The following is a 15837-nucleotide window of genomic DNA, read 5'->3' as shown; positions in this document are numbered from 1 at the left end:
CCTCGAAGCCCCCCTCTCGATCCGATGCGACACAGCCGCGGTTCCCGACGACTCGCGCACGGGTGTGGTGTGCCGTGAAGGTCGCGGACGCGGTGCCGGAGTTCGCGGAGGCCTTCGGGTTCGACGAGTTCAACCGGATGCAGCGGGAGGCGCTGCCGGGGATCTTGGAGACCGACCACAACGTGGTCGCGTCGGCGCCGACCGCCTCCGGGAAGACGGCGCTCGCGGAGCTCGCCATCTGTAAGACGCTCGCCGCGGGCGGGACCGCGCTCTTCGTCGCGCCGCTGCGGGCGCTCACGAACGAGAAGGAGAGCGAGTGGGAGCGCTTCGAGGATCTCGGCTACTCCGTGTACGTCGTCTCCGGCGAGCGCGAGTTGAACCCCCGCCGCGCCGAGCGCGCGGACGTGCTGGTGACGACGCCGGAGAAGGCCGACAGCGCGACGCGGAAACACGACTCGGCGCGGTACTCCTTTATCACCGACGTGGACTGCGTCGTCATCGACGAGGTCCACCTGCTCGACTCCGAGAAGCGCGGCGCGGTACTCGAAGTCACCGTCTCGCGGCTCCGCCGGCTCCAAGACCCCCGCGTGGTCGCGCTCTCGGCGACGATGCCGAACATCGGCGACGTGGCGGAGTGGCTCGACGCGCCCGCGGAGACGACGTACGCTTTCGGCGACGAGTACCGTCCCGTCGACCTCGAGACCGGCGTGAAGACGTACTCGCACGGCTCGAACGCGTTCGCGGACAAGTACCGCCGGCTCTACCGCGCGCTCGACCTCGCCGAGCCGCACGTCCGCGAGGACGGACAGACGCTCGTGTTCGTCTCCTCGCGGCAGGACACCGTCCAAGCCGCGAAAAAGGCGCGCGACGAGATCACCGAACGCGACATCCCGATCGACTCGCGCGACGACTACGACTTCCACAACGAGGCGAAAGAGCTCACCAACGACACGCTCCGCCAGTCGGTCACCGACGGCGTCGGGTTCCACCACGCCGGCCTCGGGAAGGACGACCGCGACCGAGTCGAGGAGTGGTTCAAACAGGGGAAGATCAAGTTCCTCTTCTCGACGTCGACGCTCGCGTGGGGCGTGAACCTCCCCGCTCGCTGCGTCGTCATCCGTGACACGAAGTACCACGACCCGCTGGAGGGGGAGACGGACATCTCGCCGCTGGACGTGCTCCAGATGCTCGGGCGCGCCGGTCGGCCGGAGTACGACGACGTCGGGTACGGCTGGGTGGTCTGCGACCGCGCCGACGCGGACAAGTACCGGAAACTGCTGCGCGAGGGGAAGGCGATCGAGTCGCGGCTCGCCGCCGACCTCGAGTCGCACCTCAACGCCGAGATCGCGATGGGGACGATCCGCGGGCTCGAAGACGTGATGGCGTGGTTGGAGACGACGTTCTACTACGTTCGCGCGCAGTCGAAGCCCGACCAGTACGACTTCTCGACGCTCCGCGACCGGGTGCGGAACACCCTCGAATCGCTCGTCGACGACGGCTTCGTCGCGGCCGACGACGACCTCGCGATCGAGCCGACCGCCCTCGGTCGGCTGGCCTCGAAGTACTACCTCCGGCTCGACACCGCCCGCCGGTTCCGGCGCCTCGCCGAGCGCGAGACGCTGACTGCCGACGCCGTGTTAGAGACCGTCGCGTCGGCGGGCGAGTTCGACTCCGTCTCCGCGCGCTCGGCCGAGGCCGACGCGGTCGACCGCATCCTCGACGGCCGCGACACCGACCTGGAGGACGGTCACCGCAAGGTGTTCGCCATCCTGCTGGCGGGGATGGCCGACTCGATCCCCTCCGACCTCCGCTCCGACGCGTGGGTGATCCGGCAGAACGCGCTCCGCCTGCTCGCCGCGCTCGCGGAGTTCCTCGACCGGTTCGCGGGCCCGCGCGCCGCCAACCTCGCCCGTCGCGTGGAGGCGCGCGTCGAACACGGCGTCTCCCGCGAGGCGGTCGCGCTCACGGCGATCGAGGGGGTCGGCTCCGGCCGCGCGGAGCGCCTCGCGGACGCCGGGCTCACCTCGCCGGCCGACGTCGTCGACGCCGGTCCGGCGGAACTGGCGAACGCCGGGATGAGCGACTCCGTGGCGGAGCGGATCGTCGACGCCGCCCGCGACTGCCCCCGGATCGACGTCGACTGGGGTGAGTTCCCCGACGGCATCGCGGTCGGCGAGAACGAGATGTGCGAGGCCGCCGTCGCGGCCGTCTCGGGGAGCGCCCGCGCGGGGATCCGCGTCACCGTCAACGACGTGGAGATGACCGCGACGACGACGTACCTCGACGGGGAGACGACGGTCCCGGTCGGCGTGTTCGGCCCGCCGGACGCCGACGAACTGGAGTTCGTCGTCGAGGTCGTCTTCCCGGACCTCCCGCTGTTGCCCGTCACGGCGACGCGGACGGTCCGGGTGGCGTAGGCGCGCCGGCGTCCGAATCCGATCTTGCGATCCGTCGGTATCCGCTTATCAACGAGCGGCCGGGACGTTCGAGCGATCTGCCGTCTCGTCGCGTCACCCGTTCTCACCGCCACCCGCCCGGCATCTCTCTTAAACTCCCGGAACGACCGCTTAACACCCATTCCGCGGCCACCCGCCCTATGCCGGAACGACTCCGCGTGCTCGCAGGCGACTGTCAGGTGACCGACCGCGGCGACCGCACCCGAACCCATCGGGGCCGCGTCGTGGTACTGATCAAACCCGACGACACGACGCTCGTCCACGACGCTGACGGCTACCAGCCCGCCGCGTGGCTCACCCGCCCCGAGAGCGTCGTCGTCGAGGGTGACGGCGACGGGTTCACTGTCACCGCTCGCGACGGATCGCGGCGGCTCCGCGTCGTCGCCGAGGAGGCGACAGCCAGCCGGGCGCTCCCCGTCACGGAGGCGGGCGTCCCGGTCGGCACCTGCCCCGACGACGGCGGCCCGCTCGTGCGGTCGCGCGGCGACGTGGCGTGTCTCGACTGCGAGGCGCGCTGGGGGCTCCCGGCGGGCGCGAGCGTCACGGACGCGACCTGCGACGACTGCGGGCTCCCGAAGATCCGCGTCGAGCGCGGCGAGCCGTTCCACCTCTGTCTCGACCCCGCGTGCGACCCGATGGAGGCGGCCGTCAGCGACCGGTTCGACGGCGCTTGGGAGTGCCCGGACTGCGAGGGGGACCTCCGGGTCCGCTCCGCGCCGGGTCGCGTTTACCTCGGCTGCGAGCGCTATCCCGACTGCGACACCACCTTCTCGTTCCCCGCGGGCGTCGCCGTCGACGAGTGCGACTGCGGGCTCCCCGTCTTCGAGACGGCGGCCGGACTGGGTTGTCTTGACGGGACCTGCGAGGTCGACGGCCGCGCGACGGGCGAAAAGCCGGAGGTCACGGGGAAAGGAGACGGCTAACAGCGCTCCGCCCGGCGGGGTGGCTTACTCGGCGAGCTGCTGGCGGCCCGGTGCGATGAGGCGGTCGAGGTACTCGGCGAGCGCGCCCTTCGCGTCCGCGGGGTGGAGTTCGCCCGACTCCAAGTCGGCTTCGAGGGCGTCGTAGGCGTCGTACTCCAGGTCTCCGCCGTACTCCTCCGGGCGCTCGACGGTGACCGCGTCGAACCGCGGGAAGACGTGGTACTCGAACACCTGGAGGACGGGGTTCTCTCGCTCCGCGCCGTCGTCGGTCGGCTCCGGATCTGCCGTCGGCGGGCAGTAGGCGTCGTTCACCTTCGACTCGATGTCCTCGCGGGAGTCCTCCATCGAGATGGTGACGCCCTCGCTGGAGGACATCTTGCCGCGGCCGGTCGCGAGGTCGGCGATCAGCGGCGTGTGGAGGCTCGTTGGCGGCTCGCGGTCAATGCTCGGCAGCACGTCGCGCGCGAGCATGTGGACCTTCCGCTGCTCCATCCCGCCGACCGCGACGTCGACGCCGAGGTACGGGATGTCGAGCGCCTGCATCAGCGGGTAGACGGCCTGTGACACCTTCACCGAGTCGCCCGAGCTGATCTCGGCCATCGCCCGCTCGGCCCGCGCGAGGGTGGTCTCGAGCTCCAGGGCGTGGAGGTCGAGCGTGTAGTCGTCGTCGAGCTGGAAGTCCGAGCCGAGCACGAACTGCGTGTTCGACTCGTCGAGCCCGTAGGCGATGAACTGGTCGCGCATCCGCTCGGCGGTGTGGCGGATCTCCTCGAACGACCCCTTGTCGTTGAGGTAGGCGTGTACGTCCGCGAGGAGGACCGTAACCTCGAAGCCCGCCTCCTGGAGGTCGATGAGCTTGTTCGCGGTGAGCATGTGACCGATGTGGAGCACGCCCGAGGGCTCGTAGCCGACGTACGCCCGCTTTCCTTCGGGGTCGTCGGCCAGCGCCTCGATCTCCGACTCGGTGACCACCTCGGCCGCGTTCCGGGTGATCAGCTCGTGAGCGTCCATACCTCCGAGTGTGCGTTCCCGGACATATGACTTCTGGATGCGTGCCGACGACTCACGCGGAGCGCCGCCAGCGCGCCCGTCGGCCGCTTTGACTCGCGTTCCGGTCGTCCCCGGGCGCGCTCACTCCTCCGTCTCGGGCAGCGTCCGCCCCGCCCGGTGTTCGGAGATGATCCGGTCGATCCGCTCGGCCTTCTCGTCGCGCCGGCGCTGCTCGGCGCGCTCCTCCCAGTCCTCGACGGCGGCCGCGAGGTCCTCCTCGCTCGCGACCGCCAGCTCGTCCACCTCGCGGACCGGCACGGCGTCGGCCGGCACCACGGGGACGGCGCGCTCGAACAGCACCTCGTCGGCGACGTCCGAGAGGTTCCCCTCGCCGCGGATCACGGCCCGCGGCTCCGCCTCCGCGAGCCGCTCTGCGGTCCGCCGGCCAGCGCCCGACGCGTCCCGGAGGTAGACCACGTCGCCGGCGACGAGCCCGTAGGCGTCGTCCGCGGCGTCGAGCGCGTCGAGCGTGAACTGCTCGACCACCTTCACGCTCACCAGCCCCCGCCCCTCGGCCACGTCGCCGAAGTTCGAGTGGTCGAGCCGCCACAGCTCCTTCAGCGTCTCCACCTTGCGTTCGAGGTCGGCGACGCGCTCTTCTGCCTCGTCGCGCTCGCGCTCCAGCCGGTCCGTCTCGCGTTCGAGCCGCGAGACCGCGCGCCGCGAGCGCGCCTCGATGCGCTCCTCGCGTTTCGCCTCCTCCAGCTCGCCCTCCAGCTCAGCGATCCGGTCGTCGCGCTCCTCTAAGTCCTCCTCCAGCGACTCGGCGTGCGACTCTAGCCGGTCGACGCGCTCGCGAAGCCGGCGGATCGTCTCCTCCTCCTCGGTGCGGTCGGGCTCGGTGGAGTCCGCCTCGTCCGCGTCGTCCTCGTCTCCGTCCCCGCCGTCGTCCTCGCTCAGGTCCTCGATGACGGCCTCGACGGACGAGCCGCCCGCGACGACGCCGGCGATCACCGCCCCGCGGTCGAGCCGCGGGGGCGTCTTCGCCGCGATCCGCTCGAACTGGTCCTCGTGGTCGTCGTAGGCGTACAGCGCGGCCGCCAGCGCGTCGCGCTCGTGGTCGTTCGCGTAGCTCGCCTCGCGGGTGCGGTGGAGCTTCTCATCGACCGGGAGGTCGGTCGTCGGCCGCCACCCGGCGGCGTCGAACGAGCGCCGGAACTTCTCGACCGTCTCCGGCATCGGCTCCACGTCGGCGGCGACGATGATCGGTCGCCCCTGCTCGACGATCCACTCGGTCACCTCGGCGGTGTCGCCGGTGCGGGAGGAGTACAGCGCGTGGACCGTGCCGTCGAGGCCGACGACCGCGGCCGCGGTGGTCGTCCCGGGGTCGATCCCGACGATGACGCGGTCGCGCCGCTTCACCAGCGGCTCGTACTCGATCCCGTCGCGGCGTTCCCGCTCGACCTCGACGCGCACGTCGCCCGCCCGCGAGTTCGACACCGGGATATCCTCGGGGCGGGCCTCGACGGTGAACGTCGCGTTCGCGTAGCCGCCGTACTTCTCGGTCACGTCCCGCTCGAAGTCGAGGTTCGCATCCTTCAGCTTCGACTGGACCTGGCGCGTCCGCTTGCGGACGTTACCGTGGATCCGCCGCGTGTAGCGGTCCTGACTCCACCCGCCATTTCCGGTCGAGCGCCCGCGGGACACCTTGACGGTCGTCTCGTCGGTGAACGCGGTCACCTCGTGGCCGACGTTCGCGGCGGCGAGCCGCGCCGACGCCTCCGCCTCCTTCATCGGCTTCTTGCCGTAGGGGATGCCGTGCCGGGAGGCGACCCGCGAGAGCGGCTCCGGCCGTTCCGCGCCGGTCACCTGGACGAGGCGGGTCCCGTCCGGCAGCGACCGGAGGAAGTTGACGAGCTCCCCCTTGTCCGCCGCCAGCTCGTAGGCGTTGTCGGTGGCGACGTAGAGGGGCTCGCGGTCGTCGATCAGCCGGCAGAGCTTCCGGAACGAGACCACGTCGCGGGTGATCCGGGCCATCGGACCGTCGGCGTCGGGGGCGTCCGGGTCGTCCTCGTCGACGGGGTCCAGGATGACCAGCGCGTAGGAGGGGCTGTCGCCGCGGACGTCGCCGCTGTGGACGTCGACGCCGAACACCGGCCGGTCGCGGGCGCGGATGGTCCGGGTTGTCACATCCCGAGTAGGTCGTTGCCGCGTATATACCCCACGCCGGGGGCGGTCGCGGACCGCCGCCGCGGGAGCGAGCGGTCAGAGGATTCGGGGCTCTTCGCCGGCCTGCTGTCGCCGGCCGCTGATGACGCCCGGCGTCCCGCCCGTCTGGATGATGTTGAACGCGGTCATCAGGTCCGACCGCGAGATGAGGCCGACGAGTTCGCCGTCGGCATCGACTACGGGGAGGCGGCCGACGCCGTGTTCCTGCATGGTCTGGAGGGCGGTCAGGGCGTCGGCGTCCGGGTCGACGGCGACGAGGTCGGTCACCATCACGTCGTCGACGCGGTAGGCGTCGCGCTCGACTTCGCGGACCGACCGGGCATCTTCGAGGGTGACCATCCCGACGAGCTCGTCGCCGTCGAGGACGGGGTAGCCAGTGTGGCGCTCCTCGAACATCCGGCTCATCAGGTCGCCGACCGAGGTGTCCTCCGTCACCGTGTGGAGCCCCTCACGGGGCGTCATCACGTCGCCGACGGTCACGTCCTCGAAGGCGGCCTTCAGGGTCGTCTGCTGGGCCTCGCCCGAGGCGGCGATGTAGACGAAGAAGGCGAGCACGATGAGCAGCAGCTGGAAGGTGAACAGGCCGAAGATCCCCATCAGGAACGCGAACACCTTCCCCACGGAGGCGGCCCGCTGGGTCGCCTGCGCGTGTGGCTGGTTCCGTGCGAGCAGCGCCCGGAGGACCCGCCCGCCGTCCATCGGGAACGCGGGCAGCATGTTGAACACGGCGAGGACGATGTTCAGGAGCGCGAGGTAGCCGAAGACGAAGAGGACGGCGTTCGAGCCGACGGGCGCGACGAGGACGACCCCGTAGCAGGCGATCCCCACCGCGACGCTGACGAGCGGGCCGGCGATCGCGATCCAGAACTCGTGTCTCCAGTCTTCGGGGAACTCGGCGAAGCTGGCGAGGCCGCCGAGCAGCCACAGCGTGATCGACTCGATCTCGTAGCCGTATCGCATGGCGACCAGCGAGTGGCCGAACTCGTGAAGCAGCACCCCGACGAACAGCCCGATCACGGCCGACAGCCCGAGTACCCACGGCGTGGTGCCGCTCGCGACCGCGGTCGCGTCGATCCCGAGACCGGCCGTCTCGTTCATCACCTCCGCGATCATCCCGACTTGCGACCCGATCAGGTACGCGAACAGCGGTAAGACGATCAGAAACGTCCAGTTGAGCCGGATCGGAATCCCGAACGCGCTCCCGATCTTGATTCCACGCATGCCATCGCGTTCGGCCGGTGAGCGGTTAAGTCACAGGGGTCGGTCGACGTTCGAGCCGCCGGGACCGGGCGGTGAGCAATTAAATACGCGCCTCCCGTCACGGTCGCGTATGAGCGACGCAGGCGACGCCGAGTCGGTCGTGAAGCGCGGCGACGACATCGCGTACGAGCCCGTCGAGGCCGCCGAGGGGCTCTCGAAGGGCGTCCTCCTCGACGAGTCGGACGGCGCGCCGACCTTCGCGATGCGCCGGTTCGAGCTCGAACCGGGCGCCGAGGTCCCCCGCCACACCAACGCGATCGAACACGAGCAGTACGTCCTCGCCGGGGAGTACGTCGTCGGGATCGGCGACGAGGAACGCACCGTGTCGGCCGGCGACACTCTCCTGATCCCGCCGGGGGTCGAACACTGGTACCGCAACGAGCGCGACGAGCCCGGCGCGTTCATCTGTGCGGTGCCGAACGGCGACGACGCGATCGAACTCGTCGAGTAGCGGGCGTCCGGGCTCGGCCTCGCGCGCCGCGAGGCGGGCACCTACTCCAGCGTGCCGACGCGGTCGGCGACGTAGCCGAACTGGTCGCGGTAGCCGTTCGGCGATAACAGTACGGGGTAGAATGGCTCGTCGGCGAGCAGCGGTTCGCCGTCGGCGGCCGCGAACCGCTCGCCGGGCTCGACGCGCTCGAAGTTGCGCGCGAACACCTCGTACGCCTCCGCCTCCGGCTTCGGGATCCGCTTGCGGAGTCGGAACACCGACACGTCCTCCCGACCGCCAGCGTCGAGCACGTCGTCGGCGCCGGGCGCGGAGATGGCGCCGGTCGCGGCGAGGAACGCGCGCGACAGCCAGTAGGCGTTGTCAGCGGCCGCCTCGGAGCCCTGGAGCCCCGCCTCCACTTCGAGCGTGTGCGGGTGCTCGATGAGTCGGCCCTCGGTGAACGCGTCCGTCTGGATCACCGCGTCCACGGGGAGGTGCGGCGCGACAGCGCGGGTCACTTCGTCCATCGAGTCGATGACCGCGAACGGCTCCGCGTACGACTGCGTCGAGTGGATCGCGAGGGTCGTACACCCTTCCAGCGCGTCGACCAGTTCGGCCGCGAGCCGGACCTCGTGGGCCTCCGCGTCGGGGTTTCCGGGGAACGCCCGGTTGAGGTCGGCGTCGAGGTAGCGCTCGCCCGCGTCGAGCGCCGCCTCGTTTGCGGTGACGAGGCGGACCGGTCGCTCGGGGTCGAGGTCGGCGTCGAGCAGGCGCTCGACGGCGCGGGCGCCGCAGGGCTCGTCGCCGTGGATCGCGCCGACGACGGCGACCTCGGGCTCCCCGTCGCCCAGATCGTGGATCTCCATACCACACCCTGACGGGCGGCGAATAAGTGGCGTTCGGATCCGCGGCGAGCGGTCCGATCCCCGTGCGTCAGGCAACGCCCGGGCTCAGTGCCCCTCGTCGACGCGCTCAGTGTACTCGTAGTCGGCGGGGTACGCCGGCTGACGTGCGCCGTCGAGGGGTATCTGCCACCCGTCGACCGCGGCGGGGTCGTCGAGCGCGGCCCGGAGCGTCTCTCGCACGTCGTCGACGTCGACCCCGTAGAAGTCGCTCGGGATCCCGTCGAGGTACTGGAGGGCCGTCTCGAACAGCGACCGCATCCCCGCGTCGTTCTCGAAGTCGACGCGCTTGTACGCGCCCGCGGCCACCTGGACCATCCCGTGGAGGAAGGCGCTCTCGGCCGTGCCGCTGCCGTAGTTGTACCACTCGTCCTCGAAGCAGTCGTGGCTCTCGTGGTAGGCGCCGTCGTTGAAAAGCCGCACGCCGTGTTCGGTCGCGCGTCGGAGCGTCGCGTGTTCCCAGTACCCGCCGACCGCCTGTGCGTCTGGCAGCCCGTCCGCGTCGCCGGATGACGCGTCCGCGTCGCCGGACGACGCTTCCGCCTCTCCGGACGCCGCGCGCGACTCGTCGCCCGCGTGCCATCCGGTCGGGTTCCCGAGCGGCGGGGCGACGCCGGGGTCCCGAGTGTGGTCGTCCATGTGCGTGCCGTTCACGCGGCAGCGACCTAACCGTTTCGCGGCGCCGGCGGCGAAGCCGACCGGCCCGCGAACCGAACCCTTCTTTCCCCCGCTCGCGCTCGGGTCGACCGCATGGACGCCGGACTCCTCGCCGCGGTCGCCGCCGCCGTCGTCTGGGGCGCGTACCTCTTCGTCCTGAAGCGCGCCTTCGCCGGATACCCGCCCGCCGCGCTGACGGTGGCGATCAACGTCGCGGCGGTCTCGTGGTTCCCCGCCGGGACCGGGCTGACGGTCGGGTTCGGCGACGCCGCGGCGGGGGTGTCCGGGCTCGTCGCGCCGCGTCGGGCCGCGGTCGTCGCCGTCACGACCCTCGGGACGGCCGCCGCCTTCGTCCTCTTCTTGCGCGCCATCGACCAGGGGGCGGTGTCGTACGTCGCGCCGATCAACAAGATCGTCCCGATGTTCGTCCTCCCGCTGGAGGTCGGACTGCTCGGGCAGGTCCTCGCGCCGGTCCAGGTCGCCGGCGTCGTCGTCACCACCCTCGCGGTGTACGTCGCGAACTACGAGCCGGGGGGTTTCTTCGCGCCGTTCGCGCGGGCCGCGCGCTCCCGGCCGGCGCAGCTGGCGCTCGCGAGCGCGGCCTGCTACGCGGTCGCCGACGTGGGCAAGCGGGTCGCGCTCCAGGAGTTCTCGATCCCCGGCACGCTGTGGGTGCCGCTCCTGCTCGCCGGCGTCGCGGTCGTCCTCTTTCCGGCGGCGCTCCGGAGCCCGTTCGCGGTCACCCGGCGGGACCTCCCGAAGTTCCTCGCGGCCGGCGGGCTCGTCGCGCTCGGCGAGCACCTGACGACGGTCGCGTTCGCGGCGCTGCCCGCGAGCGTCGCCTCCCCCGTGATCAACACGCAGGCGATCGTCGCGGTGGTCCTCGGGGGCGTGCTGCTCGGCGAGCGGCACTTCCGGCTCCGGCTCGCCGCGGCGGTCCTCGCGGTCGCCGGCGTCGCGATGATCGCCGGCTGACGCGGTCGGCCGCTCGCCGCCACGCCTGCCGCTACCCGAGTAACACTTGTCTCTGGGGCCCGTACGGGCCGTATGGAAACTCCGCCGGAGTCGGTCCCGATCGATCACGCCGAGTCGATCGTGAATGCCCTCGGCGACGGCGCGTACGTCCTCGACGCCGACCGGAACCGCGTGTTCGTCAACGACCGCCTCCGCGAGGTGACTGGCTTCGACGAGGCGGTTCTCCACGCGAAACACCCCGAGCGACTCGTCGCGGAGGGGCGCTGGAGCGAGGAGGCGGGCGAGCGCTACCGCGCCGCGGTCGAGCGCGTCCTCGGGGGCGAAGCCGACGACGAGCGCGTCCAGCTCACGACGACGCTCGACGACGGGAGCGACGTGACGACGGAAACGCGGCTGACGCCGATCGAGCGCGGCGGCGCCGTCGTCGGCGCGGTGGGAGTCATCCGCGACGTCACGGCGCGGGTCGAGCGCGAGCGCGAACTGGAGCGCCTCAACGAGCGGCTCGAACGGCTCGCGGGGTTCATCTCGCACGACCTCCGGAACCCCCTGTCGGTCGCGCGGGGGTACATCGACCTCGCGCGCGAGACCGGCGACACCGAGCAGTTAGCCGCCGCCGAGAGCGCGTTCGGTCGGATCGAGTCGATGATCGACGAGGCACTCGTAATGGCCCGCGATCCGGACGCGATCGAGACGGAGGACGCCGCGGTCGACCTCGCCGACCTTGCGGCCGACTGCCTAGGGTCGGGCGACTTCGGAGAGATCCCCGCTGACGCCGACCTCGTCGTCGCGGACGCCGGCGCCGTCACCGGCGACCCGACCCTGCTCCGGCGCGCCGTCGGGAACCTCATCGGCAACGCCTTCGAGTACGGCGGGGACGCCCCCACGGTTCGAGTCGGCGTCGACGACCGCGGGCTGTACGTGGCCGACGACGGTCCTGGGCTCCCGGATGACGAGCGCGACCGGGTGGAACTGACCGACTTTGGCGTCTCTCCTGGGGGCGGGACCGGGATCGGGCTCGCTATCGTCGAGCACGTGGCGGCCGCGCACGGCTGGACGCTCGAAGTCGACGAGTCCCCAGAGGGGGGCTTCCGGGCGACGCTGGTCGGTGCGGAACCGACGGGATAAAGAGGAGGCCGATCCAACGCCAGTCCGCGTGCGAGGGTAGCCAAGCCCGGAAACGGCGGCGGATTCAAGCTCCGCTCCTGTAGAGGTCCGTGGGTTCAAATCCCTCCCCTCGCATCGCCGGGGTCCTCCCCCCGTGATGCGGGAAGACGCTCTCGGAGCGCTCTTCCCTCGCAAAATCCACTCGAACGCCGCGAGCGACTGCTCTGTCAAATCGGCTGCCAGAGGGACCTTCGGTCCCTCGCTGGAGTCAGTCGTCCGAAGCGAAGCGAGGACGACTGACGAGGCCGGGGAGGCGCGAGGTGCGGTTGCTGTGTGGGGCGGGACTCAAACGGGCGGTCGCGACGGCGAAGCACGACGAACAAACACCGCAGGGAGCGAGCGGAGTGAGCGACTGAGGACCACAGCGAGTCGCGCGAGTCCTCGCGACCGGGGCTTTGGCGGTGTTCGCCGATGATCCACGGTCACCGACTTCCGAACAAGCGGTCGACCTGACGGCCTCGATCACCTCGCCACCACACAGTTCTCCACGGTGATCCGACACGTCCCGAAACGACACGAACGTCCAGCGAACCGCAGGGTCCGAAACGGTTTTGCCCCGGCCTGCCGGACGGTCGATATGCCAGCAGATCCCGACACGGGGTACGACCCCTCGCTGGGTCGGAAGTTCGTGTTCGTCACGGGCGGAGTGATGTCCGGGCTGGGCAAGGGCATCACCGCCGCCAGCACCGGGCGCCTTCTCGCCAACGCGGGCTTCGACGTCACCGCCGTCAAGGTGGACCCGTACCTCAACGTCGACGCCGGGACGATGAACCCGTACGAGCACGGTGAGGTGTACGTCCTCAAGGACGGCGGCGAGGTCGACCTCGACCTCGGCAACTACGAGCGCTTCCTCGGCACCGACATGACGTTCGACCACAACGTTACCACGGGGAAGACGTACCAGCACGTCATCGAGCGCGAGCGCGCCGGCGACTACCTCGGCAAGACCGTCCAGATCATCCCGCACGTCACCGACGACATCAAGCGTCGCATCCGGGAGGCCGCCGAGGGGAGCGACGTCTGTCTCGTCGAGATCGGCGGGACGGTCGGAGATATCGAGTCGATGCCGTTCCTCGAAGCCCTCCGCCAGTTCGCCCACGAGGAGGACGACGATGACATCCTCTTCACGCACGTCACCCTCGTCCCGTACTCGAAGAACGGCGAGCAGAAGACGAAGCCCACCCAGCACTCCGTGAAAGAGCTGCGCTCGATCGGCCTCCAGCCCGACATCCTCGTCGGCCGCTCGGAGGACCGGCTCGACCCGGAGACGAAAGAGAAGATCGCGCTCTTCTGTGACGTGCCCACGGACGCCGTCTTCTCGAACCCCGATGTCGAGGACATCTACCACGTCCCGCTGATGGTCGAAGACGAGGGATTAGACGAGTACGTGATGGAGCGGCTCGGCCTCGCCGACGAGGCGCTTCCGAAGGAAGAGCGGTCGACGGAGTGGCGCGAGCTGGTCACCCGCGACCGCGACGAGGAGATCGACGTGGCGCTCGTGGGCAAGTACGCGCTTGAAGACGCGTACATGTCGATCCACGAGGCGCTGAAACACGCCGGCATCCAGACCGGCACCGAGGTGAACGTGCTGTGGGTCGATGCCGACGAGACGCAGGCCGAACACGAGAAGCGGCTCGCTGAGGCCGACGCGGTCGTCGTCCCCGGCGGCTTCGGCTCCCGCGGGACCGACGGGAAGATCGAGGCGATCCGCTACGCCCGCGAGAACGGCGTGCCGTTCCTCGGGCTCTGCTTGGGCTTCCAGATGGCCGTCGTCGAACACGCGCGCAACACCCTCGGGCTCGACGGCGCCCACTCCGCGGAGATCGACCCCGACACGCCGCACCCCGTCATCGACCTGCTCCCCGAGCAGTACGAGACGGAGGACATGGGCGGGACGATGCGGCTCGGCGCCCACGAGACCGACATCGAGCCCGACACGCTCGCCGCCCGGGTGTACGACGCCGACGCCTGTACCGAGCGCCACCGCCACCGCTACGAGGTGAACCCCGAGTACATCGACGATCTGGAGGCCGACGGACTCGTCTTCTCGGGGCGCGCCGACAACCGGATGGAGATACTCGAACGCCCGGACCACCCGTTCTTCTTCGGGACGCAGGCGCACCCCGAGTTCCGGTCGCGGCCCGACCGCGCGAGCCCGCCGTTCGTCTCCCTCGTCGAGGCGGCGCTGGGATCGACGGACACAACCGAGCGGAACGCGGACGTGAGGCTATAGATGGTCGAGACGGAGGAATTCATCGCGGAGGCGAAAGCGGAGATACGGGAGGCGATCGGCGACGCGAACGCCGTGATCGCCTTATCCGGCGGGGTCGACTCCTCGGTCGCGGCGACGCTCGCCTACGAGGCGGTCGGCGACCAGCTCACCCCCGTCTACGTCGACACGGGACTAATGCGGAAGGGGGAGACCGCGGAGATACGCGACACGTTCGACTTCATGGAGTCGCTGCGCGTCATCGAGGCGCAGGACCGGTTCTTCGACCGGCTCGAAGGCGTCACCGACCCCGAGGAGAAGCGCCACGTCATCGGCGAGGGGTTCATCGACGAGTTCGAGACGGTCGCGCGCGACGTGGACGCCGACTACCTCGTTCAGGGGACGATCTACCCCGACCGCATCGAGTCGGAGGGGAACATCAAGTCGCACCACAACGTCGGCGGGCTCCCCGAGGTCGTCGACTTCGAGGGGATTGTCGAGCCCGTCCGCGACCTCTACAAGGACGAGGTGCGCGAGGTCGCCCGGGAGCTCGGCCTCGAGGAGATCATCTCCGAGCGCATGCCGTTCCCCGGGCCCGGGCTCGCCGTCCGGATCGTCGGCGAGGTGACCCCCGAGAAGGCCGCGGTCGCCCGCGAGGCGACCCACGTCGTCGAGGAGGAGTTAGCGGAGTACGACCCGTGGCAGGCGTTCGCCGCGGTCCTCGGCAAGGCGACCGGCGTCAAGGGCGACAACCGCGTCCACGGCTGGGTAGTCGCCGTGCGCTCCGTCGAGAGCCGTGACGGGATGACCGCCCGCGCGCAGGAGCTCGGCTGGAGTACGCTCCAGCGGATCCAGAGCCGGATCACCGGCGAGAACGAGAACGTGGCGCGGGTCGTCTACGACGTGACCCACAAGCCGCCCGCGACGATCGAGTACGAGTGATGACGGACCAACCACTCGCCGTCGTCGCCGGCCCCGACGAGCACGGGCTCGGCGAGGAGCTCGCCGCGTGCGGCGTCGCGATCAACCGTATCGAGGGGCTCGTCACCGCCGACGCGCTCGCCGAGGCCGGCATCGCCGACGCCGCGTACTTCGTCCTCACCGACGTGGAGGAAGCGACCGGTATCCCGGTCGCGAAGGAAAAGAATCCGGAGGTCCAGATCGTGACGTACGCGAGCCGGTCGCTGCCGGAGTTCGTCGCGACGGTCGCCGACCTCGCGGTTGGCCCCGAACTGCTGGACGCCGCGACGGTCGCCGAGGAGCTGACCGGCGACGCGGACGACCCCGCCGAACCGGCCGACGACGCGGACGGCTCCTCCGAGCCGTGACCGGGGACGAAGCCTCGGCCGACGAGGGCCCGACGACCGTCCCTGTCACCCTCTACACCCGCGAGAACTGCTCGTTGTGCGTCATCGCCCGCGAGACGATCGAGTCGGTCGCCGCCGACCTCGACCCCGTGACGGTCGATATCGACGAGATAGACGTCGATACCGACCCGGAACTGGCAGACGAGTACGGCGAGCGCGTCCCCTACGTGCTGGTCGACGGCCACCCGGCGTTCAAGTACGAGGTCGACGAGCGCGACCTGCGGCTGAAGCTTCTCGCGGCGACCTGATCCGGGTAAAAACGCGCGACGGACCGC

14 protein-coding genes and 1 tRNA gene are annotated in these 15837 nt (G+C 70.5%); 10 read left to right on the top strand and 5 right to left on the bottom strand.

What is annotated here, in order from left to right; genetic code table 11:
• The first annotated feature begins 74 nt into the window (after positions 1-74).
• Positions 75-2417 (top strand): DEAD/DEAH box helicase, encoded by a 2343-nt coding sequence (locus tag EO776_RS14830; RefSeq protein WP_094520350.1) that lies wholly within the window; start codon positions 75-77, stop codon positions 2415-2417.
• A 179-nt stretch (positions 2418-2596) separates the two neighbouring features.
• Positions 2597-3379, top strand: coding sequence for a topoisomerase DNA-binding C4 zinc finger domain-containing protein (locus EO776_RS14825; protein WP_176455026.1), 783 nt, complete (start codon positions 2597-2599; stop codon positions 3377-3379).
• Between the two features lie 24 nt (positions 3380-3403).
• On the opposite strand, the gene EO776_RS14820 is transcribed toward EO776_RS14825, so the two are convergent.
• The 3 genes from EO776_RS14820 to EO776_RS14810 all read right to left on the bottom strand — a co-directional run bounded on the left by EO776_RS14820 (position 3404) and on the right by EO776_RS14810 (position 7819).
• The gene (locus EO776_RS14820; RefSeq protein ID WP_049932743.1) at positions 3404-4390 is read right to left on the bottom strand and encodes a tyrosine--tRNA ligase; all 987 of its coding nucleotides are present in this window, start codon (positions 4388-4390) and stop codon (positions 3404-3406) included.
• Positions 4391-4510: 120 nt separating this feature from the next.
• Positions 4511-6559 (bottom strand): DUF460 domain-containing protein, encoded by a 2049-nt coding sequence (locus EO776_RS14815; RefSeq protein ID WP_094520349.1) that lies wholly within the window; start codon positions 6557-6559, stop codon positions 4511-4513.
• Between the two features lie 75 nt (positions 6560-6634).
• Positions 6635-7819, bottom strand: a complete 1185-nt coding sequence (locus tag EO776_RS14810; protein ID WP_049932738.1) for a CBS domain-containing protein — start codon at positions 7817-7819, stop codon at positions 6635-6637.
• Between the two features lie 109 nt (positions 7820-7928).
• Here EO776_RS14810 and EO776_RS14805 point away from each other — a divergent pair, with 109 nt between their 5' ends.
• Positions 7929-8309: a cupin domain-containing protein gene (locus tag EO776_RS14805; RefSeq protein WP_049932736.1), complete on the top strand. Its 381-nt coding sequence runs from the start codon at positions 7929-7931 to the stop codon at positions 8307-8309.
• Between the two features lie 41 nt (positions 8310-8350).
• On the opposite strand, the gene EO776_RS14800 is transcribed toward EO776_RS14805, so the two are convergent.
• Positions 8351-9154: a M14 family metallopeptidase gene (locus EO776_RS14800; RefSeq protein ID WP_089308455.1), complete on the bottom strand. Its 804-nt coding sequence runs from the start codon at positions 9152-9154 to the stop codon at positions 8351-8353.
• Positions 9155-9238: 84 nt separating this feature from the next.
• The gene (locus tag EO776_RS14795) at positions 9239-9829 is read right to left on the bottom strand and encodes a DUF309 domain-containing protein (RefSeq protein WP_086220063.1); all 591 of its coding nucleotides are present in this window, start codon (positions 9827-9829) and stop codon (positions 9239-9241) included.
• Between the two features lie 111 nt (positions 9830-9940).
• Between EO776_RS14795 and EO776_RS14790 the strand changes: the two genes are divergently transcribed.
• From EO776_RS14790 to EO776_RS14760, 7 genes are all read left to right on the top strand, one after another.
• Positions 9941-10822 (top strand): EamA family transporter, encoded by an 882-nt coding sequence (locus EO776_RS14790; protein ID WP_100050515.1) that lies wholly within the window; start codon positions 9941-9943, stop codon positions 10820-10822.
• Positions 10823-10894: 72 nt separating this feature from the next.
• Positions 10895-11947, top strand: a complete 1053-nt coding sequence (locus tag EO776_RS14785) for a PAS domain-containing sensor histidine kinase (RefSeq protein ID WP_049932725.1) — start codon at positions 10895-10897, stop codon at positions 11945-11947.
• Positions 11948-11977: 30 nt separating this feature from the next.
• Positions 11978-12061: transfer RNA gene (locus EO776_RS14780), tRNA-Leu, on the top strand.
• Positions 12062-12563: 502 nt separating this feature from the next.
• The gene (locus EO776_RS14775) at positions 12564-14219 is read left to right on the top strand and encodes a CTP synthase (RefSeq protein ID WP_094520348.1); all 1656 of its coding nucleotides are present in this window, start codon (positions 12564-12566) and stop codon (positions 14217-14219) included.
• Positions 14220-15137, top strand: a complete 918-nt coding sequence (gene guaA / locus EO776_RS14770; protein ID WP_094520347.1) for a glutamine-hydrolyzing GMP synthase — start codon at positions 14220-14222, stop codon at positions 15135-15137.
• Positions 15137-15523, top strand: a complete 387-nt coding sequence (locus EO776_RS14765; protein WP_049932720.1) for a DUF7126 family protein — start codon at positions 15137-15139, stop codon at positions 15521-15523. Before guaA ends, EO776_RS14765 begins: the two co-directional genes overlap by 1 nt.
• Positions 15520-15810 (top strand): glutaredoxin family protein, encoded by a 291-nt coding sequence (locus EO776_RS14760; protein ID WP_089308452.1) that lies wholly within the window; start codon positions 15520-15522, stop codon positions 15808-15810. Before EO776_RS14765 ends, EO776_RS14760 begins: the two co-directional genes overlap by 4 nt.
• Positions 15811-15837: the final 27 nt, after the last annotated feature.

Source organism: Halorubrum ezzemoulense (assembly GCF_004126515.1).
GTDB classification, from domain to species: domain Archaea; phylum Halobacteriota; class Halobacteria; order Halobacteriales; family Haloferacaceae; genus Halorubrum; species Halorubrum ezzemoulense.
Note: the sequence above shows the minus strand (reverse complement) of the source record. Positions and strands in the feature narration are given on the sequence as shown.

Excerpts from the sequence above, each read along its gene's own strand:
- EO776_RS14825 (WP_176455026.1), top strand. The coding sequence starts at position 2,597 with ATGCCGGAACGACTCCGCGTGCTCGCAGGCGACTGTCAGGTGACCGAC.
- EO776_RS14820 (WP_049932743.1), bottom strand. The coding sequence starts at position 4,390 with ATGGACGCTCACGAGCTGATCACCCGGAACGCGGCCGAGGTGGTCACC.
- EO776_RS14810 (WP_049932738.1), bottom strand. The coding sequence starts at position 7,819 with ATGCGTGGAATCAAGATCGGGAGCGCGTTCGGGATTCCGATCCGGCTC.
- EO776_RS14805 (WP_049932736.1), top strand. The coding sequence starts at position 7,929 with ATGAGCGACGCAGGCGACGCCGAGTCGGTCGTGAAGCGCGGCGACGAC.
- EO776_RS14800 (WP_089308455.1), bottom strand. The coding sequence starts at position 9,154 with ATGGAGATCCACGATCTGGGCGACGGGGAGCCCGAGGTCGCCGTCGTC.
- EO776_RS14795 (WP_086220063.1), bottom strand. The coding sequence starts at position 9,829 with ATGGACGACCACACTCGGGACCCCGGCGTCGCCCCGCCGCTCGGGAAC.
- EO776_RS14790 (WP_100050515.1), top strand. The coding sequence starts at position 9,941 with ATGGACGCCGGACTCCTCGCCGCGGTCGCCGCCGCCGTCGTCTGGGGC.
- EO776_RS14785 (WP_049932725.1), top strand. The coding sequence starts at position 10,895 with ATGGAAACTCCGCCGGAGTCGGTCCCGATCGATCACGCCGAGTCGATC.
- EO776_RS14775 (WP_094520348.1), top strand. The coding sequence starts at position 12,564 with ATGCCAGCAGATCCCGACACGGGGTACGACCCCTCGCTGGGTCGGAAG.
- guaA (WP_094520347.1), top strand. The coding sequence starts at position 14,220 with ATGGTCGAGACGGAGGAATTCATCGCGGAGGCGAAAGCGGAGATACGG.
- EO776_RS14765 (WP_049932720.1), top strand. The coding sequence starts at position 15,137 with ATGACGGACCAACCACTCGCCGTCGTCGCCGGCCCCGACGAGCACGGG.